The following is a 20,193-nucleotide window of genomic DNA, read 5'->3' as shown; positions in this document are numbered from 1 at the left end:
CCATCGCCAATCGTGCTCATCGAATTCGGTACTCCATCGGCACTCCCTCCACCGCCACCACCGGCGCGTCGGCGCCGAGCATGCGCTGGAACCCGGCCATGCCGGTGAGCAGGTCCAGGTCGAACTCCACGCGCTGGCCGTCGGCGCGGGCCGGGGCGATCCGCCGCACCACCGGCATCTTCTGCAGCATCGCCGACACGCGCAGGTAGTCCTCGGCGTTGCGCAAGCCGGTGAAGGCCACCCGGTAGGTGCCGGCGGGTTCGGACGGGGGCACCTTGGCGTAGCGCTGCACCAGCGCATCGGCCGCCACGTCGGCGCCGCTGGCGATGGCGCGGCGCGCGTCGCCGTCGCTGACCGAGCGGGTCGCCAGCACCCGCCCGGAATCGACGAAGGTCCAGTCGGCGGTCCAGCCGGCGCCGCTGCGGTAGAGCTTGCCGATCAGCTGCATCGGCGGACTGTAGCGGGCCGAGGCGCGGGCCACGGCGGCGGGATCGTTGCGCCAGATCGCGCCGACGGCGGCCTGTTCGGCCGCCCCGCCGGAGGGCAGGCCCAGGCGGTAGCCACGGTCCTGGGCACGGTCGAGCACGCTGCGCGCCGCGTTGACCTGGCCGGTGGTGAGCAGGCGCGGGCCGCTGCCATCGTCGATCGCCAGCCACAGCACCGGCTTGGGCCGCGGCTGCGCCCAGACCGGCAGGCCGAGCGCGGCGACCATCGTGTCCACCGCCTCCGGGACGAAGCGCACGACCAGCATGGTCCTGAAGGTCGGCGCACCGGCCGGCGACAGGCCCTGGTCCTGGCGGAAGTCGTAGCTGTCCACGTAGCCGCGGGCATTGCGCAGCTCCTGCGCCACGCCCGGCCGGTTGACCACGCCGGCATCGCCGGAGAGCTTCTCCAGCACCTGCGCCAATGCGCGGGCGTAGCCGGCCTCGCGCGCCTGCTCGGTCTGGCTGTTGACCGGCACCTCGGCCGCGTACAGGCCCTGCGCGCTGGCGACGTCGCCTTCCGTGCGCAGCGCCTCCTGGGCATGGACCGGCGCGAGGACGGCCGCCAGCAGGCACAGCCCGGCGAGTGCGATAAGCGGGAACCGGATGCTCGGGGCACGGCTTGCGCGCATGCGGGGTCCTCAGGGGCGGTCGATGCCGGAATTGTTGCGCGAATGCCGTCAGTGCGCCAATCACGCGCCGGCGTAGGAGCGGCTGCAGGCCCGGGAGGACGGGCCGGCCGCAGGCCCGGCTGGTAGAATCCGCTCCCCGATCCCCCGCCGCAGGCCCTGCACGTGAGCCAGACCCCCACGCCCGCCCCCCTGACCTACCGCGACGCGGGCGTGGACATCGACGCCGGCAACGAGGTGGTCGAGCGGATCAAGCCGCTGGTCAAGCGCAGCTTCCGCCCGGAGGTGATGGGCGGCCTCGGCGGTTTCGGCGCGCTGTTCGACCTGTCGAACAAGTACCGCGAGCCGGTGCTGGTCTCGGGCACCGACGGCGTCGGCACCAAGCTCAAGCTGGCCCAGCAGCTGGGCCGGCACGACACCATCGGCATCGACCTGGTCGGCATGTGCGTCAACGACATCCTGGTCCAGGGCGCCGAACCGCTGTTCTTCCTGGACTACTTCGCCACCGGCAAGCTGGACGTGGACACCACGGTGGCCGTGGTCGGCGGGATCGCCGCCGGCTGCACCGAGTCCGGCTGCGCCCTGATCGGCGGCGAAACCGCCGAGATGCCCGACATGTACCCGCCGGGCGAGTACGACCTGGCCGGCTTCGCGGTCGGCGCGGTGGAGAAATCGCAACTGCTGGACGGCGCGAAGGTGCGCAAGGGCGACGTGCTGCTCGGCATCGCCTCCTCCGGCCCGCACTCCAACGGCTATTCGCTGATCCGCCGGATCTACGACCGCGCAGGCCGCCCGGCCGACCTGCAGGTCGGCGGCGTGGCCCTGGCCGACGCGCTCATGGCGCCGACCCGGCTGTACGTGAAGCCGGTGCTGGCGCTGCTGCGCGAACACGGCGAGTCGATCCACGCCATGGCCCACATCACCGGCGGCGGCCTGACCGAGAACATCATCCGCGTGATCCCCGACGGCCTGGGCCTGCGGATCGAGGCGTCCGCGATCGTGCTGCCGCCGGTGTTCGACTGGCTGCAGCGCGAAGGGGCGGTGGCCGACGCGGAGATGTGGCGCACCTTCAACTGCGGCGTCGGCTTCGTGCTGGTGGTCCCGCAGGCGGCGGTGGCGGCCGTGTCCTCCAGCCTCGACGCGCACGGGCTGGCCCATCGCGCGATCGGCCAGGTCGTGGACGCCGGCGACGGCGAACGCGTCCACATCGGCTGACCAGCGCCAGATGACCCGCGCGACCGGAGGCAAGCCGCGCCTGGCGGTGCTGGCGTCCGGCCGCGGCAGCAACCTGCAGGCGGTGCTCGACGCCATCGCCGCCGGCCACCTGCAGGCGGAAGTGACCGGCGTGTTCTCCGACCGGCCCGGCGCGCCGGCGCTGGAGCGCGTGCCGCCGACGCTGCGCTGGAGCGCGCGGCCGCGCGCTTACCCGGACCGCGCCGCGTTCGATGCCGCCCTCGCCGCGGCCGTCGAGGCCAGCAGGCCGGACTGGGTGTTCTGCGCCGGCTACATGCGCATCCTCGGCGATGCCTTCGTGCGCCAGTTCGACGGTCGCCTGCTCAACGTGCATCCCTCGCTGCTGCCCCGCTACAAGGGCCTGCATACCCACGCCCGCGCGCTTGAGGCCGGCGATGCCGAACACGGCGCCAGCGTGCACTTCGTGGTGCCCGAACTGGATGCGGGCGCGGTCGTGTCCCAGGTACGGATTCCGGTGCTGCCCGGCGATGCGCCCGAAACGCTGGCCGCGAGGTTGCTGCCTCGCGAGCACGCGCTGGTGGTGGCGACGCTGGGCCTGGCCACCGCCGGCCGCCTGGCTGAACAGGGCGGTCAGGTCCGGCTCGATGGTCAGACCCTGTTTAGTCCACTGGCACTAGATTCCGCCGGGAGCCTGCGCCCGGAATCACGCAGCTGACACCGCTTTCCGGGCATGCTGGACCCGCCATCCGAAGCCTGTTCCCCATGCCCCCCTTCCCGCCGCTTCCGCGCCTGCCGCTGTTCGCCTTCTGCCTGGCCCTGGCCGGGCCCCTGTGCGCGCAGGAAGCGGCACCCGTCCCGGCTCCGGCGGTCGCGGCCGAAACGGTGGCGGCACCAGCCGAGCGCCAGGCGCCGACCCTGGAACCGTTCCTGGCGACCTACGAAGCGCTCTACCAGGGCAAGCCCGCGGGCAGCGCGACCATGCAACTGGTGCGCGGCGACGGCCCCGGCCGCTGGCGCATCGACCTGACCATCCACGGCGACCGCGGCATCGCAGGCCTGGCACGACTGAACCTGCAGCAGAGCACGGTGTTCGACCTGCATGACGGCCAGTACCGGCCGCTGACCCAGGCCACGGCGCGCAAGGCGATGCTGTTCGGCAAGGAAGTCAGCGGCGTCTACGACTGGTCGACGATGCAGGCGCACTGGCAGGGCGACCTGAAGAAGGAGCGCCGCCGTCCCCTGCCGCTGCAGGCCGGCGACATGAGCGCCCTGCTGATCAACCTGGCCATCATGCGCGACGCCGTGCCGGGCGCGACCCTGAACTACCGCATGGTCGACCTGGGGCGCGCGCGCGACTACGTGTACCAGGCCGCGGGCGAACCGGAGATCATGGCCGTTGGCGACATGAGCTACGACGCGCTGCGCGTGGCGCGCACGTCCAGCGACGGCGACCAGACCGTGCTGTGGGTCGCCAGCGGCGTACCCACGCCGATCCGCATCCTGCAACGCAAGGACGGCGAAGACGAAATCGACCTGCGACTGGTCGAATACCGAGGAGTGTAGAAACGATGAGTGGACGTATCCGATTCGCCCCGGCCCTGGCCGTATTGCTGGCAGCGGCCGGCACCAGCGCGCATGCCGCCAGTCTGGAGCCGTTCACCGCCGACTACCAGGCCCGCTACCTGGGCATGCAGGCCACCGGCAGCATGACCCTGGCCGCCCTGGGCGGGAACCGCTGGAAGTACAGCCTCGACATCAGCAACCAGCTCGGCAGCCTCAGCCAGAGCACGGTGTTCGAGGAGCACCAGGGCCGGCTGCGTCCGCTCAGCAGCAGCGATCGCGCCGCCGCGCTGATGAAGAAGAAGAACGTCGATGCCACCTACGACTGGCAAACCGGCCAGGCCACCTGGAGCGGCGACGTCAAGCCCGAGCGCCGCGGCCCGGTGAAGCTGCAGCCCGGCGACATGGATGCGCTGCTGATCAACCTGGCGGTCACCCGCGACCTCGCCGACGGCAAGCCGCTGAGCTACCGCATGGTGGACGAGGGCCGGGTGCGGCAGATGCAGTGGGAGGTCGTCGGCAAGGAAGCGGTCACCGTGGATGGCGCCAGCAAGCAGGCCACCAAGGTCGTACGCCGTACCGACAAGCGCGAGATGTACGTGTGGCTGGTGCCGGGCATGCCGGTGCCGGCGCGGGTGCTGCAGCGCGAGAACGGCATCGACACGGTCGACCTCACGGTGAAGTCGGTGCGCTGAAGCGCGGCTCCTTCTCGACGCCATCAGTGCGGCGTCGCCGAAAATCCGAGGTTACCGACCGCTGGCCGGAGTGGCCGTGTCGAACACGGTCCTGCAGTCGACCCGGATCACCTCGCCACTGCGGTACCAGCGGAAGGTGGTGCACTCCCGCGGGCCTTGCCGCTCGCGGCTGGCGGTAACCGCGTAGAGCGACTGCGCGATCTCGGTGCGGGTGACCGTGCCGTCCTCGTTCCAGTCCATGTCCGCGGTCTCGATGCCGCGGGTGGCGGCCATCCCGGCCCAGCCGGCCCAGGCCACGGCCAGCAGCAGCACTGCCATGATCGCCAGCAGCAGCTTGCGGCGCGGCGTCAGCTTGCCCTTGAGCAGCATCAGCCGGTGATCCTGCGGATCTTGGCGCCCAGCGCACCGAGCTTTTCCTCGATGTTCTCGTAGCCGCGGTCGAGGTGGTAGATGCGGTCGATCGTGGTCTCGCCCTCGGCCACCAGCCCGGCCAGGATCAGCGACGCCGACGCGCGCAGGTCGGTCGCCATCACCGGCGCGCCGCTCAGGCGCTCGTTGCCGCGCACGATCGCAGTGTGCCCGTCGATCTGGATGTCCGCGCCCAGGCGCAGCAGCTCGTTGACGTGCATGAAGCGGTTCTCGAAGATCGTTTCGCTGATCACGCCCACGCCCTCGGCCACGCAGTTGAGCGCCATGAACTGGGCCTGCATGTCGGTCGGGAACGCCGGATACGGCGCGGTGGTCAGGCTCACCGCCCGCGGCCGCTTGCCATGCATGTCCACGGTGATGCTGTCCGCGGTCGTGGTGACCTCGGCGCCGGCCTCGGCCAGCTTGACCAGCACCGCGTCCAGGGTGTCCGGTCTCGCCTTGCGCGCGGTCACGCGGCCGCCGGTCATGGCCGCGGCGACCAGGAAGGTGCCGGTTTCGATCCGGTCGGGCAGCACGGCGTGGCGGCCGCCGCTGAGGCGTTCGACGCCGTGGATGGTGATGCGCGACGTGCCCGCGCCTTCGATCCGCGCGCCCAACGCGTTGAGGCAATCGGCCAGGTCGACGACCTCCGGCTCCATCGCCGCGTTCTCGAGCACGGTGGTGCCTTCGGCCAGGGTCGCGGCGGCCATCACGTTCTCGGTGCCGGTCACGGTGACCATGTCGAAGACGAAGCGCGCGCCCTTCAGCCGCTGCGCCCTGGCCTTGATGAAGCCGTTCTCGACCGTGATCTCCGCACCCAGCGCCTGCAGGCCCTTGATGTGCTGGTCGACCGGGCGCGAACCGATCGCGCACCCGCCCGGCAGCGAGACTTCCGCGGCGCCGTGGCGGGCCAGCAACGGGCCGAGCACCAGGATCGACGCGCGCATGGTCTTGACCAGCTCGTAGGGCGCCACGTGCTGGTTCACGCTGCGCGGATCGACCACCAGGCTGCTGCCGCGCGCCAGCGTGCCCTGGTCGAACTCGACCCCGGCGCCGAGCTCGCTGAGCAGCTTGATCGTGGTGACCACGTCGTGCAGGTGCGGGACGTTGAGGATCTCCACCGGCGCATCGGCCAGCAGGGTCGCGCACAGGATGGGGAGCACGGCGTTCTTGGCGCCGGAAATGACGACTTCGCCCTGGAGCGGCGCGCCGCCGGTGACAACGATCTTCTGCATCTGCAATCCGATTGGGGTGGCGGCGCGGCGGCTCAGGCCGTCTCGTCGGGGGTGACGGTCTTCAGGGCCAGGGCGTGGATCGCCCCGCCCATGAGCTCGCCCAGGGTCGCGTAGACCATGCGGTGGCGGGCCAGCGGCAGCTTGCCGCGGAAGGCCTCGGCGACCACGGTCGCCTCGAAGTGCACGCCGTCGTCGCCCTGCACCTGGGCGCGGGCGCCCGGCAGGCCGTCCTCGATCATGCGGCGGATGGTGTCGGCGTCCATGGATCGCTTGGCCTAGAATGAAGCCCCGCATTCTAGCGAATCCGGCCGCCCCGGACCGAGCCCGCATGAGCCAGCCGCCCCAGACGGCCGCCACCGCACCGACCACACCGGCACCGACCCCGGCCAGCCTGGCCGCCAGCGGCCGCCGCGTGCTGGAGATCGAGCGCCAGGCGCTGGCCGCCGTCGGCGAACGCATCGGCGAGGAGTTCGCCAGCGCCTGCGCGCTGGTCATGGCCGGGCGTGGCCGCGTGGTCGCCACGGGCATGGGCAAGTCCGGCCACATCGCGCGCAAGATCGCCGCCACCCTGGCCTCCACCGGTACCCCGGCGTTCTTCGTCCATCCCGGCGAGGCCGGCCACGGCGACCTAGGCATGATCACCGACGCCGACGTGGTCCTGGCGATTTCCTACTCGGGCGAGTCCGACGAGATCCTGATGCTGCTGCCGGCGCTGCGCCGCCAGGGCAACACCGTCATCGCGATGACCGGCCGGCCGCAGTCGACGCTGGCGCGCGAGGCCGACGTGCACCTGGACGTGTCGGTGCCCGCCGAAGCCTGCCCGCTGCACCTGGCGCCCACGTCCAGCACCACCGCCACCCTCGCCCTGGGCGACGCGCTGGCGGTGGCTCTGCTCGAGGCGCGCGGCTTCACCGCCGACGACTTCGCCCGCTCGCACCCGGCCGGCAGCCTCGGCCGCCGCCTGCTGCTGCACATCGACGACGTCATGCACGGCGGCGATGCCCTGCCCCGGGTCGATGCCGGCGCCAGCGTGGCCGAAGCGCTGGTGGAGATGAGCCGCAAGCGCCTGGGCATGACCGCGGTCGTCGACGACGGCGGCAGGCTGCTGGGCCTGTTCACCGACGGCGACCTTCGCCGCGCGCTCGACCAGGGCGTCGACGTGCGCCAGACCCCGATCGCCGAGGTCATGACCCGCAACCCACGGACCGTCCGCGCCGGGCAGATGGCCACCGAGGCGGCGCACCTGATGGAGCAGCACCGCATCAACGGCCTGCTCGTGGTCGACGCCGACGGCCGCGCGGTCGGCGCGCTCAACATTCACGACCTGTTGCGCGCGCGCGTGGTTTAACGGCCCATCCGCAACAGGACCCCCCGTGCCCTACGATCCCCTCGCCCACGTCGATGCCCAGATCCGCGAACGCGCCGCGCGCATCGGCCTGGTCTGCCTGGACGTGGACGGCACCCTGACCGACGGGCGCCTGTACTTCGACGGCGACGGCCGCGAGATCAAGTCCTTCAACGTCCTGGACGGCCAGGGGCTGACACAGCTGCGGCGCTTCGGCATCCATGTCGCGCTGATCACCGCCCGCAACAGCCAGGCCGCGAAGCGGCGCGGCGACGACCTGCGCCTGGAGACCTTCATCGGGGTCAAGGACAAGCTGACCTGCATGGACGAGCTGGCCGCGCGCCATGGCCTGGACCGCCAGCGCACCGCCTTCGTCGGCGACGACCTGCCGGACCTGGACTGCCTGCGCGTGGCCGGCCTGTCGGTCGCGCCGGCCAACGCCCACCCGTGGATCGCCGAGATCGTGCACTGGCGCACCCGGGCGCGCGCCGGCGAGGGCGCGGTCCGCGAAGTCTGCGACGTGCTGCTGGCCGCGCAGGGCCACGTGCCGGCGATCCTGGCAGGCGCGGCCCATTCGCGCGACGGATCCCGCGCATGAGCTGGCGCAAGCTGCTGGGCCTGGCGCTCCTGGTGGCGGCTGTGGCCACCGGCTGGCTGGCCTGGAACCGGCGCGACCGCGGCGAACCGCAAGCCGCCGCCACGGAGCGGTCCGACTACGTGTTGCGCGATTTCGAGATGGCGATGCTCGGCAAGGACGGCATCGAATCGGTGCGGCTGCAGGCGCCGGAACTGCAGCGCAATCGCGAGGACCAAAGCCTGGCCATCCTGCAGCCGCTGTTCCTGATGCCCGGCGAGGACGGCGGCTGGCGGCTGGCGGCCGACCAGGGCTGGGTCAATTCCGACGGCAGCCTGGCCAGGCTCGAAGGTAACGTGAAAGGCGACAGCGCCGAAGGCCATCCGGTGCCGACCACCTTCCGCACCGGCCGGCTGGAACTGCTGCCGGACAAGCACCTGGCCCGGACCGACGACCGCGTCACCCTGACCCAGCCGGGTATCATGCAGACCGGCGTAGGCTTCGAGGCCAACCTGCGGACCCAGCGGTACAAGTTCCTCTCCCAAGTCAAGACCCGCTATGAACCCTCTTCGCGCCGCTGACCTGCGCCGCCTCCTGGCCGCGACCCTCCTGTCGGCCGCCGTGCTGCCCGCGCTGGCGCTGGCCAAGACCTCCGATCGCGACCAGCCGATGACGCTGGACGCCGACGCGTCCGTCTGCAACCAGGCCGACGCCAACTCGCGCTGCGTGTTCAACGGCAACGTCGTCATCGTCCAGGGCACGCTGGAGATCCGCGCGGACCGCGCGGAGATCGTGCGCAGCAACGGCGACATCGCCCAGGTCATCCTCACCGGCAAGCAGGCGACGATGAAGCAGCAGATGGACGACGGCACGATGATGAACGCGCGCGCCGACCGCATCGTCTTCGAGCCGCCCAAGGACCTGCTGACCCTGACCGGCAACTTCAACGTCGAGTCGCCGCGCGGCAGCAACAGCGGCCAGCGGATGGTCTACAACATGGGCACCGGGCAGATGCAGAGCGGCGGCGACGGCACCCGCGTGCGCACCGTCATCCAGCCGCGCGCCGCGGCCCCGGCCAAGGGAAGCAACTGATGCTCGTCGCCGAGGGCCTGCGCAAGAAGTACAGGCAGCGCGAGGTGGTCAGGGAGTTCGGCCTGACCCTGGACGCGGGCGAAGTGGTCGGCCTGCTCGGCCCCAACGGCGCCGGCAAGACCACCTGCTTCTACATGATCGTCGGCCTGGTGGCCGCCGATGCGGGCCGGATCGTCCTGGACGGGCGCGACATCACCTCCGAGCCGATGTACACCCGTGCCCGCCTGGGCGTGGGCTACCTGCCCCAGGAAGCCTCGGTGTTCCGCAAGCTCACCGTGGCCGACAACCTGCGCCTGGTGCTGGAGCTGCGCCAGGACCTGGACGGCGACGGGATCGAGCGCGAACTGTCCTCGCTGCTGGACGAACTGCAGATCGGCCACGTCGCCGACCAGCTCGGCGCCAGCCTGTCCGGCGGCGAACGCCGCCGCTGCGAGATCGCCCGCGCGCTGGCCGCCAAACCGCGGCTGATGCTGCTGGACGAGCCCTTCGCCGGCGTCGACCCGATCTCGGTCGGGGAGATCCAGCGCATCGTGACCCACCTCAAGAACCGCGGCATCGGCGTGCTGATCACCGACCACAACGTGCGCGAGACCTTGGGAATCTGCGACCGTGCGTATATCCTCGCCGAGGGAAGCGTACTGGCGCAGGGGGCGCCGGACGCGCTGCTGGCCGATCCGGACGTGCGCCGGGTCTACCTGGGGGATGAGTTCCGCCTGTAACCCCCCCGGGGGGGAACACCCCCTTGCCGGCAGTCCCGTCGCTCCACTACTGGCAGGGACATGAAGGCACGGCTGCAGACATCGCTGGGACAGCAACTGGTCATGACGCCGCAGCTGCGCCAGGCCATCCGCCTGTTGCAGATGTCCACCCTCGAACTGCAGGCCGAGGTCGCCGAGGCGATCGAGACCAACCCGTTGCTGGAATGGACCGAGGACGCGCCGTACGACGCGCCCACCCCGGTCGATGGCACGTCCCCCGGCAGCGGGGCCAGCGGCGCCGACGACGCCGGCGACAGCAGCCGCGACGACCGCGACGGCGAGGACTGGACCCCGGACGAAGCCAGCTGGGATGGGGTCGGCAGCGGCAGCGGTGGCGGCGGCGGTTCCGACGACGACCGCGAAGGCGCCGCCGAGCGCATGGCCGAGCCGGAGAGCCTGGGCGACCACCTGCTGTGGCAGCTGCACCTGTCGCCCCTGTCGGAGCGCGACCGGCGGATCGGCGCGGCGCTGATCGACGCGCTGGACGAGGACGGCTACCTGCGCGAACCGCTGTCGGCCATCGCCGAGACCCTGCTGCCGGAAACCGTGGCCGGCGAGGACGAGATCCTGACCGTGCTGCACCAGCTGCAGCGCTTCGACCCGGTCGGCATCGGCGCGCGCAACCTCGGCGAATGCCTGCGCCTGCAGCTGGAAGTACTGCCGGACTGCACGCCCGGCCGGGCGCTGGCGTTGCGGATCGTGGACGGGCCGCTGGAACGCCTGCCGCGCAGCGGCATCGCCGGCATCGCCCAGGAACTGCGCAGCCCGATCGACCAGGTCGAACAGGCGGTGCAGCTGGTGCGCTCGCTCGACCCGCGCCCGGGCAAGCAGGTCGGCGAAGTGGACCCGGACAACTACGTGATCCCCGACTGCGTGGTCTGGCGCCAGCGCGGCGTGTGGAAGGTCGCGCTGTCGCAGCAGGCGATGCCGCGGGTGTCGATCCACCGCGGCTACGAGCAGATGATCCGCCGCTGCGGCGAGAGCGACGCCGGCTACCTGCGCACCCAGCTGCAGGAAGCGCGCTGGCTGCTCAAGAGCCTGGAGGCGCGCGGCGAGACCCTGCTCAAGGTGATGCGCTGCCTGCTGCGGATGCAGGCCGGCTTCCTCGAGTTCGGCGAACAGGCGCTGCGCCCGCTGACCCTGCGCGAGATCGCCGGCGAAGTCGGCCTGCACGAATCCACGGTCTCGCGCGCGATCGCGCGCAAGTACGTGCGCACCCCGCGCGGGACCCTGCCACTGAAGGCGTTCTTCGCGTCCGGCATCGACACCGAGGGCGGTGGCGAGGCCTCCAGTACCGCGATCCAGGCGATGATCCGCCGTCTCATAGACGACGAGAACCCGCGCAAGCCGTTGTCTGACGCCAAGCTGGCCGACCTGCTGAAACAGGCCGGTATCCCGGTGGCGCGGCGGACCGTGGCGAAGTATCGTGAGGCCATGAACATCTCGGCTTCGCACGAGCGGGTCCGGATCGGCTGAGCGGCACGCACGACCGAAACGCCCGCCTGGGGCGGAGCCGCCATTCGCGGCAACGACCAAGGAGGTACATGATGCGCATCGAAACGTACGGGCAGCAGCTTGAAGTCACCCAGCCCCTGCGCGAGTACGTCGAGGAGAAGCTGCAGCGCCTCGACCGCCATTTCGACCAGCCCATCCAGGTCCGCGTCCAGCTGGGGCTGCGCAAGCCGGCCCACCACGCCGAGGCCAACCTGACGGTGCCCGGCAAGACCCTGCACGCCGACGCCGAAGGCGAGAACATGTACGCGGCGATCGACCTGCTGGCCGACAAGCTCGACCGGCTCATCCTCAAGCACAAGGAAAAGCAGCAGGACCACCACGCCCCGCGGGTGGTCACCGACGCACTCTGACCGGCGCCCTTCGCCCACCCCCGCTCCGTGCCGGCCGCCGCGCGCCGCCGGCACGGACGCCGCATTTGCGCGACAATCGCCCCGTCCCCATCGACGAGGCCGGGCTGCATGAGGAACGCCAGCATCACCGCGCGCGAGCTGTTCGAACAGCAGCAGGAAAAGCTCGGCCTGCGCTGGCTGGCCGGCCGCAAGGGCGAGAACCGCGGGATCGAATCGGGCGACACCAATGCGCGCCGCCCCTCGCTGGCCGGTTACCTCAATGCGGTCTACCCGAACAAGGTGCAGATCCTCGGCAGCGAGGAGCTGGCGTGGCTCGATTCGCTTGACGCGCGCCTGCGCTGGGAGACGATCGAGAAGATCACCCAGTTCCGTCCGCTGGCGCTGGTGATCAGCAAGAACCAGTCCTGCCCCGAAGACCTGCGCACGGCGGCCGAGGAAAGCGACACCCCCCTGTGGGTGTCGCCCAAGCGCGGGCACGAGCTGCTCAACCACCTCTCCTACCACCTCGCCCGCCACCTGGCGCCGCGGGTGACCCTGCACGGGGTGTTCATGGAGATCTACTCGATCGGGGTGCTGATCACCGGCGAAGCCGGATCGGGCAAGAGCGAGCTGGCGCTGGAGCTGCTCAGCCGCGGCCACCGCCTGGTCGCCGACGATGCCCCCGAGTTCACCCAGATCGCACCGGACGTGCTCGACGGCACCTGCCCGGAGCTGCTGCAGGACCTGCTGGAAGTGCGCGGCCTGGGCGTGCTCAACGTGCGCGAGATGTTCGGCGACACGGCGGTGAAGAAGAACAAGTACCTGCGATTGATCGTGCACCTGACCCGGCCGATGACCGAGCCCAACCCGCACGGCTACGAGCGCCTGACCGGCGATTCGGGCACCCGCCACGTGCTGGACCTGGACGTGCCGCTGATCACCCTCCCGGTCATGCCCGGCCGCAACCTGGCCGTGCTGACCGAGGCGGCCACCCGCCTGCACATCCTGCGCACCAAGGGCATCGACCCGGCGGCGATGTTCATCGCCCGGCACAGCAACCTGCTCGAGCGGCGCGGCTCGTGAACGGCGCCCGCCCCACCCTGGTGATCGTCAGCGGCCTGTCCGGGTCGGGCAAGTCGGTCGCGCTCAAGACCTTCGAGGACCTGGACTACTACTGCGTCGACAACCTGCCGGTGGAGCTGCTGCCTGCGTTCGTGCGCAGCATGATCCGCGAGGACGGGCTGCCGCCGCGGATGGCGGTGGGCATCGACGTGCGCAGCCGGCACAGCGACCTGAGCCGGCTGTCCGAGTGGCGCGCGACCGCCGAATCGCTCGGCGTGGACGCGCGCCTGCTCTACTTCGAATCCAGCGACGAGGTGTTGCTGCGCCGCTTCGCCGACACCCGGCGCCGGCACCCGCTCACCCGCCTGGGCCTGTCGCTGCCCGAGGCGCTGGTCCGCGAGCGCGAGCTGACCGCGCCGCTGCGCGGGGAAGCGGACACGGTCATCGACACCAGCACGCTCAACGTCCACCAGTTGCGGCGCCAGGTCATCACCGGCTTCGCCCTGGAGCACAGCCCCGGCCTGTCGCTGCTGTTCGAGTCGTTCGCCTACCGACACGGGGTGCCGGAGGAGGCCGACTTCGTGTTCGACGCCCGGGTGCTGCCCAACCCGCACTGGGACGACGAGCTTCGACCCCTGACCGGACGCGACGGCCGGGTCCGCGACTACCTCGACGCGCAGCCGGACGTGACGCTGTACGTCGGCCAGGTCGCCGGCTTCCTTGACACCTGGCTGCCCCGGCTGCGCAACGAGACCCGGGCCTACGTCACCGTCGCCTTCGGCTGCACCGGGGGCAAGCACCGCTCGGTCTACCTGGCCGAGCGGCTGGCGGCCCACGCCCGGACCCAGGGCTGGGAAGAAGTGGCCACCTACCACCGCGAGCAGGACTGACGCGGCGGACCGGGATCTGCGCCACCGGCGCAGGCCGAAACGCGGCCTCGTAGAGCGGGGCTCGCCCCGCTGCGGGCCTGCCCGGGTGCCGTAGGCCAAGCGGGGCAAGCCCCGCTCTACCCGGCGGTCATAGCGCTCTGTTAACTTTCCGCCATGGCCTGTGGCATTCTCCTGATCACCCACCCCGGCGTCGGCAGCGCGGTCCTGGCGGTCGCAACCACCCTGCTGCGCAACCTGCCGCTGCGGACGGAAGCGTTCGAAGTGCCCTTCGATGCGGACCTGGAACAGCTGCTGCCGGCCGCTTCCGCGGCGCTGCGCCGGGTCGACGACGGGGACGGCGTGCTGGTGCTGACCGACCTGTACGGCGCCAGCCCCAGCAACCTGGCCGCGAAGGTGGCCCGGTTGGGGACGCCGGTGCGGCGGGTGGCGGCACTGAGCCTGCCGATGCTGCTGCGGGTCATGAATTATCCGGAACAGGGACTGGACCACCTGCCCGCCACGGCGGCGGCAGGCACTCGCAATGGAGCGATCATCGACGATGCTTGAACGTGAACTCACCGTCTCCAACCGCCTCGGCCTCCACGCCCGGGCCACCGCCAAGCTGGTGCAGGAACTGGCGCCGTTCCGCTGCGGCGTGACCCTGCAGGCGAAGGGGCGCGAGGTCAACGCCAAGAGCATCATGGGCGTGATGCTGCTCGCCGCCGGCCAGGGCACCCCGGTGACCGTCCGCACCGACGGAGTGGACGAGGCCGAAGCGATGGAGGCCATCGCGTCCCTGTTCGAGCGCCGTTTCGACGAGGACGCCTGAACATGGGCGCGCCGGGGCTGCCACGCGCTCGGTCGCGCCGTCCCTGCATCGCCGCCACGGCCGGAAGCGCCGGGCCAGCCCCATGAGGCACGACTTCGCCGGCCATGGTGCCTCGCGCGGCCTCGCCCTGGGCCGCGCCCGCGTGCGCCTGCCGCACGCGCTGGAGATGGCCGAGCAGCGCGTCCCCGCGGCCCAGGCGGATGCGGAAGCGCAGCGCCTGCACGATGCGCTGGAGGCGGCGCGCGCGGAGATGCGCGCGCTGCGCGAGAAGCTGCAGGGCGCGCTGTCGAAGGAAGCGTTCGAGTTCATCGACCTGCACGCGCTGCTGCTCGACGACCCGGAACTGGTCCAGGCCCTGGAAACGCTGGTCCGGCAGGAGCGCTACTCCGCCGGCTACGCCCTGCGCGTGCAGCGCGACCGCCTGGCCGCGGTCTTCGAGCAGATGGACGACCCCTACCTGCGCAGCCGGCTCGACGACCTCGACCACATCATCGGCCGGATCAACGCGCATCTGCAGCGGCGCGAGCCCCTGCCCCGCGGCACCGCCGGCGAGGTGCTGGTCTGCGACAACGTCGCCCCGTCGGAGCTGGCGCAGCTGCAGGCCCAGGGCGTAGTCGCCATCGTCTCGGCCGCCGGCAGCCCGCTCTCGCACAGCGCCATCCTCGCCCGCAGCCTGCACCTGCCGCTGGTCGTCGGCGCCGCCGAGGCGCTCGCCCGGATCAACGACGGCGACGTGGTCATGGTCGACGGCGAGACCGGCGAGGTCGTGGTCGACCCCGATGCGGCCGACCTGCGCCGCTACCAGCAGCGCGAACAGCAGGACGCGCGCGCGCGCCGCGACCTGGAACGCCTGCGCAGCAAGCCCACGCGTACCCGCGACGGCGTCGACATCGCCCTCTACGCCAATGCCGAATCCCGCGAGGACGTGGCCCGCGCGCACGCGCTGGGCGCGGCCGGGGTCGGCCTCTACCGCACCGAGTTCCTGTTCCTGCAGCGCAACGAGCTGCCCGACGAGGACGAACAGTTCCAGGTCTACCGCGACGCGGTGCTGGGCATGAGCGGGCGGCCGGTCACGTTCCGCACCCTGGACCTGGGCGCGGACAAGGCCGACCGCACCGGCCTGAGCCTGGCCAACGAGGACAACCCGGCGCTGGGCGTGCGCGGCGTGCGCCTGTCGCTGCTGTACGACCAGGTGTTCGACACGCAGCTGCGCGCCATCGCCCGTGCCGCCGCCTACGGACCGGTGCGCGTGCTGGTGCCCATGGTCAGCTGCCGCGAGGAGGTGCTGCTGGTACGCCGGCGCCTGCGCCGCGCGGTGGCCGCGGTGAAACGCCGGGGCGTGGTGGTCGTGACCCCGCCGCTGGGCGCGATGATCGAGGTGCCGGCCGCTGCCATCGGCGTGCATGGCCTGGTCGACGCGGTCGACTTCATGTCGATCGGCACCAACGACCTGGTCCAGTACCTGCTGGCGGTGGACCGCAACAACGACGCACTCGGCGACCTGTACTCGCCGCTGCATCCAGGCGTGCTGCGGCTGCTCGCGCACGTGATCGGCGCCGGCGCGCAGTCGGGCACGCCGGTAGCGGTCTGCGGCGAGATGGCGGGAGACACCCGCCTGGCGCCGCTGCTGCTGGCGATAGGACTCAGGGAGTTCAGCCTGCATCCGGCGAGCCTGCTCGAGCTGCGTCGCGCGATCCGCGAATGCCGGCTCGACAGCCTGCGCGAACGGGCCGGCAAGCTGCTGCAGGCCCGCGACCGCAGCGCGATCGAGCGCTGGCTGCAGGAAGCGGTGTCCCGGTAGGAGCCGGGGAGACCGGACATCCGTCCGTGGAAAAGCGCCCGCGACACGACACACTGGCGCACAGGCGGCGCCCTCGTGTCCCGACGCCCCGGTCGCCAGCAAGCTGGGCTCCTACACAACGCGGCGCATGCGGGCGATAATGGCGGCCATGAACGCCTGACCCGCCGCGCACCTCCACCGCGGCACCCGCCCGCCACCGGAGACGCGCATGGCCGAAGCCGTCCGCCACGACAAGACCGCGCGCCAGCTGCGCCTGCTGTCCGATGCGCTGGACAGCGGCCGGCTGGGCCCGGTGCGGCGGCTGGTCAACACCCTGGCCCCGGCCGAGATCGGCAATCTGCTCGAGTCGCTGCCGCCGGGCAAGCGCGAGGTCGTCTGGGGCCTGGTCGACGCCGAAGACGACGGCGAAGTGCTGCTGCACGTGGGCGACGAGGTCCGCGAGAGCCTGATCGCGGACATGGACCCGGACGAGCTGGTCGCCGCGGTCGAAGACCTGGAGATCGACGACCTGGCCGACCTGGTCGAGGACCTGCCCGACACGGTCATCGACGAGGTCCTCAAGTCGATGGACCGCGAGAACCGCGAGCGCCTGGAGCAGGTGCTGTCCTATCCCGAGGACAGCGCCGGCCGCCTGATGAACCCGGACGTGGTCACCGTGCGCGCCGACGTCAACGTCGACGTCGTGCTGCGCTACCTGCGCCTGCGCGGCGAACTGCCCGACCACACCGACCACCTCTACGTGGTCAGCCGCCGCCACCAGTACCTGGGCCGGGTGTCGCTGGCGTCGCTGGTCACGCACGAGGATTCCACCCCGATCAACCGGCTGATCGACGACGAGCAGCCGGCGATCGACGTGGGCGAAGGCGCGCAGGAAGTGGCGCGCCAGTTCTCCGACCACGACTGGGTCTCGGCGCCGGTGGTGGACGACAACAACATCCTGCTCGGCCGCATCACCATCGACGACGTGGTCGACATCATCCGCGAGCAGGCCGAGCACCAGGCCCTGGGCGCGGCCGGCCTGGACGAGGACGAGGACCTGTTCTCGCCGGTCAGGCGCGCCGTGCGCGGTCGCGTGGTCTGGCTCGGCATCAACCTGTTCACCGCGTTCCTGGCGGCCAGCGTGATCGGGCAGTTCGAGGTGACCCTGCAGAAGATCGTCGCCCTGGCGGTGCTGATGCCGATCGTGGCCGGCATCGGCGGCAACGCCGCGGTGCAGGTGCTCACGCTGATGGTGCGCGGCCTGGCCCTCGGTCAGGTCGGCCCGAGCAATGCCAGGATCCTGCTCTGGAAGGAGCTCCGCGTGGCCCTGATCAACGGCATCCTGATCGGCGGCATCGTCGGGATCATCGCGTTCCTCTGGTTCCACAGCCTGCTGCTGTCGCTGGTGATCGCCCTGGCCCTGGTATTGAACTTCTGCGCCGCCGCCAGCGCCGGCGTCCTCCTGCCCCTGCTGCTCAAGCGCATGAACATCGACCCGGCCGTGGCCGGCACGGTGGTCGTCACCGCGGTCACCGACGTGATGGGCTTCTTCTGCTTCCTGGGCCTGGCCACGCTGATCCTGCTGCACTGACTCGGCCCGGCACGGGGCGTTTTCCTACGCGCACCACCGCTCCGCGCCGAGCGCGGAGGCAGTCCGCCTGGGCGAAGCTGCGGGTCCATCCTCCGCGAACGCTGCCATGCGCGCCTTGCTGCTGGTCCTGCTGTGCTTCCTGGCCGGGCCGGTGCTGCCCGCCCCCGCGACCGCGCCGATGCTGGCCACGTCGTACCGGCACGGCGTCGCGGTGCCGGAGTTCCTGGTCAGCGAGAAGCTCGATGGCGTGCGTGGCCGCTGGGACGGCCAGCGGTTGTGGACCCGGGGCGGTGCGCCGATCACTCCCCCACCCGGCTTCACGCGCGGCTGGCCGGGCGAGCCGATGGAGGGCGAACTGTGGCTCGGGCGCGGCCGCTTCGACGAGGTGAGCGCCCTCGTCCGTCGCCTCGACGCCGACCCACGCGCCTGGCGCGGAGTGCGGTTCATGGTGTTCGACCTGCCCGCGCACCCGGGGCCGTTCACCGGGCGGGTCGTGCGCATGCGCCGGCTGGTGGCGGCCGCCGGCTCGCCGACGCTGGCGATGATCCCGCAGCGTCATTTCGGGTCCGCCAGCGAAGTCGATGCCGAACTCGCCCGCGTGGTCGCCGCCGGCGGCGAAGGGCTGGTGCTCCACCGCGGCGCTGCGCTGTACCGTGCCGGTCGCAGCGACGACCTGCTCAAGTACAAGCCCTACCAGGATGCCGAGGCGCAGGTGGTCGCGCACCTCCCCGGGCAGGGCAAGTACGCCGGGCGGATGGGCGCTGTGCAGGTCCGCACCGCGGACGGCCGGCAGTTCCGCATCGGCAGCGGCTTCACCGACGCACAGCGCGGCGACCCGCCACCGGTGGGCACGTGGCTGACCTACCGCTACAACGGGCTGACCTCCACCGGCCTGCCACGCTTCGCCCGCTTCGTGCGCGTGCGCGACGAGCTGCCGCCGCCGGATCCGCTCCGCTGAACCACCCCTCGCGCCAGGCACGAATGCCCTTCCATGCGACAGCACTGCCTCCCCGCAGGCATCCGCTGGAGTGGCGCCAGCGCCTGCCGGCGCCCCGCTTCACCGCCGCGGAGTGTGCCGGCGGCTATGCTGGCGTCCTCGTCCGTCCCCACGCCAAGGCGATGCGCCCGAATCCCGTCCTGATCCTCGCCGCCATGCTTTCACTGCTCCTGCCGGTGCTTCCCGCGCGTGCCGCCGCGTCGCCGGCGCGTGCCGGCCACTTCGTCGACCGCGAGCTCGTGCACGAGGGCCGCCGCTACCCTTACGCGGTGTTCGTACCCTCCTCGGCGCACCAGGCGCCGCTGCCTGTGGTGCTGTTCCTGCATGGTTCGGGCGAGCGCGGCAGCGACGGCCAGGCGCAGGCCACGGCCGGGCTGGGCAACTGGCTGCGCCGGAACATGGATGCCTTTCCGGCCCTGGTGGTGTTCCCGCAGGTACCCCGCGGCGAGGAGTGGATGGGCAGCAACGCGCGCATGGCGCTGGCCGCGCTCGATGCGGCCAGCGCCGAGTTCGGCGGCGACCCGGCGCGCACCTATGCCACCGGCATGTCGATGGGCGGCTACGGCACCTGGGAGGTGGCGCTGGCCGCGCCGCAGCGTTTCGCCGCGTTGGTGCCGGTCTGTGGCGGCGTGAAGCCGCCGCGTGCGGAGCGGCCCACGCTGTTCGTGACCGCGGTCGCGGGCGAGGCCGACCCGTACACCGCACTGGCATCGCGCCTGAAGCACGTTCCGGCCTGGCTGTTCCATGGCGCCCGCGACGACCTGGTCCCGGCGGAGGACGACCGCAGGCTGCACCGCGCCGCACAGGCGGTCGGCGCCGACTTCCGCTACACCGAATACCCCGACGGCAACCACAACGCCTGGGACGCCACCTACTCCGATGCGGCCATGTGGGCGTGGCTGTTCGCCCAGCGGCGCTGACCGACGCCCGGAACCCGCGATGCCCGACCTGATCGACGATTACTTCCAGCCCGGCTGGCGCACGCGCACGGTGGAATGCGCCGCTTGCGAATGGCGTGGCGACAGCCGCGACATGAGCCTGCAGCCGCACGAGGATCTCAGCGAGTACCTGTGCCCACGGTGCGAGGACATCCTGCTGGTGGTCCGCCATCCCGACCTGGCGCGGGTGCGCGAGGCGGCCGCAGCCGGCCACCCGGAGGCGATCGGGCAGCTGGCCCTGCTGGAGGAGTACCTGCAGGGCCGGCCCGGCAGCTGACCCGCGTCCGGCGGCGTCGTAATCCGCCCACCTG

At 71.6% G+C, this 20,193-nt stretch carries 24 protein-coding genes; 20 read left to right on the top strand and 4 right to left on the bottom strand.

The features are described from left to right. Nucleotides 1-16: 16 nt before the first annotated feature. A complete protein-coding gene (locus CSC66_RS11775) occupies nucleotides 17-1,114 on the bottom strand; it encodes a DUF2066 domain-containing protein (RefSeq protein ID WP_162377583.1) in 1,098 nt (365 codons plus the stop codon). 162 nt (nucleotides 1,115-1,276) lie between these two features. Here CSC66_RS11775 and purM point away from each other — a divergent pair, with 162 nt between their 5' ends. From purM to CSC66_RS11755, 4 genes are read left to right on the top strand one after another with little or no spacing between them, the layout of a single operon-like run. Next, nucleotides 1,277-2,326 carry a phosphoribosylformylglycinamidine cyclo-ligase gene (purM, locus tag CSC66_RS11770; protein WP_202935640.1) on the top strand — a complete coding sequence of 350 codons (1,050 nt, stop codon included), beginning with the start codon at nucleotides 1,277-1,279 and terminating at the stop codon, nucleotides 2,324-2,326. A gap of 10 nt (nucleotides 2,327-2,336) precedes the next feature. Then, on the top strand, nucleotides 2,337-3,020 hold the full coding sequence (gene purN / locus CSC66_RS11765) for a phosphoribosylglycinamide formyltransferase (protein ID WP_162377582.1): 684 nt from the start codon (nucleotides 2,337-2,339) through the stop codon (nucleotides 3,018-3,020). 47 nt (nucleotides 3,021-3,067) lie between these two features. After that, nucleotides 3,068-3,868, top strand: coding sequence for a DUF3108 domain-containing protein (locus tag CSC66_RS11760; RefSeq protein WP_162377581.1), 801 nt, complete (start codon nucleotides 3,068-3,070; stop codon nucleotides 3,866-3,868). A gap of 5 nt (nucleotides 3,869-3,873) precedes the next feature. After that, nucleotides 3,874-4,560 carry a DUF3108 domain-containing protein gene (locus CSC66_RS11755; RefSeq protein ID WP_162377580.1) on the top strand — a complete coding sequence of 229 codons (687 nt, stop codon included), beginning with the start codon at nucleotides 3,874-3,876 and terminating at the stop codon, nucleotides 4,558-4,560. Nucleotides 4,561-4,611: 51 nt separating this feature from the next. On the opposite strand, the gene CSC66_RS11750 is transcribed toward CSC66_RS11755, so the two are convergent. The 3 genes from CSC66_RS11750 to CSC66_RS11740 are packed head-to-tail and all read right to left on the bottom strand — an operon-like array spanning nucleotide 4,612 to nucleotide 6,466. After that, the gene (locus tag CSC66_RS11750; RefSeq protein ID WP_162377579.1) at nucleotides 4,612-4,929 is read right to left on the bottom strand and encodes a hypothetical protein; all 318 of its coding nucleotides are present in this window, start codon (nucleotides 4,927-4,929) and stop codon (nucleotides 4,612-4,614) included. Further along, a complete protein-coding gene (gene murA / locus CSC66_RS11745) occupies nucleotides 4,929-6,203 on the bottom strand; it encodes a UDP-N-acetylglucosamine 1-carboxyvinyltransferase (RefSeq protein ID WP_162377578.1) in 1,275 nt (424 codons plus the stop codon). The genes CSC66_RS11750 and murA overlap by 1 nt, the downstream gene beginning before the upstream one ends. Before the next feature lie 32 nt (nucleotides 6,204-6,235). Continuing rightward, nucleotides 6,236-6,466, bottom strand: a complete 231-nt coding sequence (locus CSC66_RS11740; RefSeq protein WP_136260146.1) for a BolA family protein — start codon at nucleotides 6,464-6,466, stop codon at nucleotides 6,236-6,238. Nucleotides 6,467-6,531: 65 nt separating this feature from the next. Here CSC66_RS11740 and CSC66_RS11735 point away from each other — a divergent pair, with 65 nt between their 5' ends. The 16 genes from CSC66_RS11735 (at nucleotide 6,532) to CSC66_RS11660 (ending at nucleotide 20,159) form a co-directional block, all read left to right on the top strand. Then, a complete protein-coding gene (locus tag CSC66_RS11735) occupies nucleotides 6,532-7,551 on the top strand; it encodes a KpsF/GutQ family sugar-phosphate isomerase (RefSeq protein WP_162377577.1) in 1,020 nt (339 codons plus the stop codon). A 25-nt stretch (nucleotides 7,552-7,576) separates the two neighbouring features. After that, nucleotides 7,577-8,146, top strand: coding sequence for a KdsC family phosphatase (locus CSC66_RS11730; RefSeq protein ID WP_162377576.1), 570 nt, complete (start codon nucleotides 7,577-7,579; stop codon nucleotides 8,144-8,146). Further along, a complete protein-coding gene (lptC, locus tag CSC66_RS11725; RefSeq protein WP_162377575.1) occupies nucleotides 8,143-8,703 on the top strand; it encodes an LPS export ABC transporter periplasmic protein LptC in 561 nt (186 codons plus the stop codon). The genes CSC66_RS11730 and lptC overlap by 4 nt, the downstream gene beginning before the upstream one ends. Then, complete coding sequence (lptA, locus tag CSC66_RS11720) at nucleotides 8,681-9,214, top strand: lipopolysaccharide transport periplasmic protein LptA (RefSeq protein ID WP_202935639.1); 534 nt, start codon at nucleotides 8,681-8,683, stop codon at nucleotides 9,212-9,214. The genes lptC and lptA overlap by 23 nt, the downstream gene beginning before the upstream one ends. Next, the gene (gene lptB / locus CSC66_RS11715; RefSeq protein WP_162377574.1) at nucleotides 9,214-9,933 is read left to right on the top strand and encodes an LPS export ABC transporter ATP-binding protein; all 720 of its coding nucleotides are present in this window, start codon (nucleotides 9,214-9,216) and stop codon (nucleotides 9,931-9,933) included. The genes lptA and lptB overlap by 1 nt, the downstream gene beginning before the upstream one ends. A 60-nt stretch (nucleotides 9,934-9,993) precedes the next feature. After that, nucleotides 9,994-11,448 carry an RNA polymerase factor sigma-54 gene (locus CSC66_RS11710; RefSeq protein ID WP_162377573.1) on the top strand — a complete coding sequence of 485 codons (1,455 nt, stop codon included), beginning with the start codon at nucleotides 9,994-9,996 and terminating at the stop codon, nucleotides 11,446-11,448. Between the two features lie 71 nt (nucleotides 11,449-11,519). Then, nucleotides 11,520-11,837: a ribosome hibernation-promoting factor, HPF/YfiA family gene (gene hpf, locus CSC66_RS11705; RefSeq protein WP_162377572.1), complete on the top strand. Its 318-nt coding sequence runs from the start codon at nucleotides 11,520-11,522 to the stop codon at nucleotides 11,835-11,837. 108 nt (nucleotides 11,838-11,945) lie between these two features. Further along, nucleotides 11,946-12,899: an HPr(Ser) kinase/phosphatase gene (gene hprK / locus CSC66_RS11700; RefSeq protein WP_162377571.1), complete on the top strand. Its 954-nt coding sequence runs from the start codon at nucleotides 11,946-11,948 to the stop codon at nucleotides 12,897-12,899. Then, nucleotides 12,896-13,768, top strand: a complete 873-nt coding sequence (gene rapZ / locus CSC66_RS11695) for an RNase adapter RapZ (protein ID WP_162377570.1) — start codon at nucleotides 12,896-12,898, stop codon at nucleotides 13,766-13,768. Before hprK ends, rapZ begins: the two co-directional genes overlap by 4 nt. Before the next feature lie 153 nt (nucleotides 13,769-13,921). Continuing rightward, nucleotides 13,922-14,314 carry a PTS sugar transporter subunit IIA gene (locus CSC66_RS11690; RefSeq protein WP_162377569.1) on the top strand — a complete coding sequence of 131 codons (393 nt, stop codon included), beginning with the start codon at nucleotides 13,922-13,924 and terminating at the stop codon, nucleotides 14,312-14,314. Beyond that, entirely contained in the window at nucleotides 14,307-14,576 is a 270-nt protein-coding gene (locus tag CSC66_RS11685; RefSeq protein WP_162377568.1) for an HPr family phosphocarrier protein, read from the top strand. Before CSC66_RS11690 ends, CSC66_RS11685 begins: the two co-directional genes overlap by 8 nt. Before the next feature lie 82 nt (nucleotides 14,577-14,658). Continuing rightward, nucleotides 14,659-16,377 (top strand): phosphoenolpyruvate--protein phosphotransferase, encoded by a 1,719-nt coding sequence (gene ptsP / locus CSC66_RS11680; RefSeq protein ID WP_162377567.1) that lies wholly within the window; start codon nucleotides 14,659-14,661, stop codon nucleotides 16,375-16,377. Between the two features lie 208 nt (nucleotides 16,378-16,585). Next, nucleotides 16,586-17,947 carry a magnesium transporter gene (gene mgtE / locus CSC66_RS11675; RefSeq protein ID WP_162377566.1) on the top strand — a complete coding sequence of 454 codons (1,362 nt, stop codon included), beginning with the start codon at nucleotides 16,586-16,588 and terminating at the stop codon, nucleotides 17,945-17,947. Between the two features lie 106 nt (nucleotides 17,948-18,053). Continuing rightward, a complete protein-coding gene (locus CSC66_RS11670; protein ID WP_162377565.1) occupies nucleotides 18,054-18,905 on the top strand; it encodes a DNA ligase in 852 nt (283 codons plus the stop codon). Nucleotides 18,906-19,099: 194 nt separating this feature from the next. After that, nucleotides 19,100-19,864 (top strand): carboxylesterase family protein, encoded by a 765-nt coding sequence (locus CSC66_RS11665; RefSeq protein WP_238394378.1) that lies wholly within the window; start codon nucleotides 19,100-19,102, stop codon nucleotides 19,862-19,864. Nucleotides 19,865-19,883: 19 nt separating this feature from the next. Further along, nucleotides 19,884-20,159: a hypothetical protein gene (locus CSC66_RS11660; protein ID WP_162377563.1), complete on the top strand. Its 276-nt coding sequence runs from the start codon at nucleotides 19,884-19,886 to the stop codon at nucleotides 20,157-20,159. Nucleotides 20,160-20,193 lie beyond the last annotated feature (34 nt).

The sequence above is a fragment of the Pseudoxanthomonas kaohsiungensis genome, assembly GCF_010211765.1.
GTDB classification, from domain to species: domain Bacteria; phylum Pseudomonadota; class Gammaproteobacteria; order Xanthomonadales; family Xanthomonadaceae; genus Pseudoxanthomonas; species Pseudoxanthomonas kaohsiungensis.
Note: the sequence above shows the minus strand (reverse complement) of the source record. Positions and strands in the feature narration are given on the sequence as shown.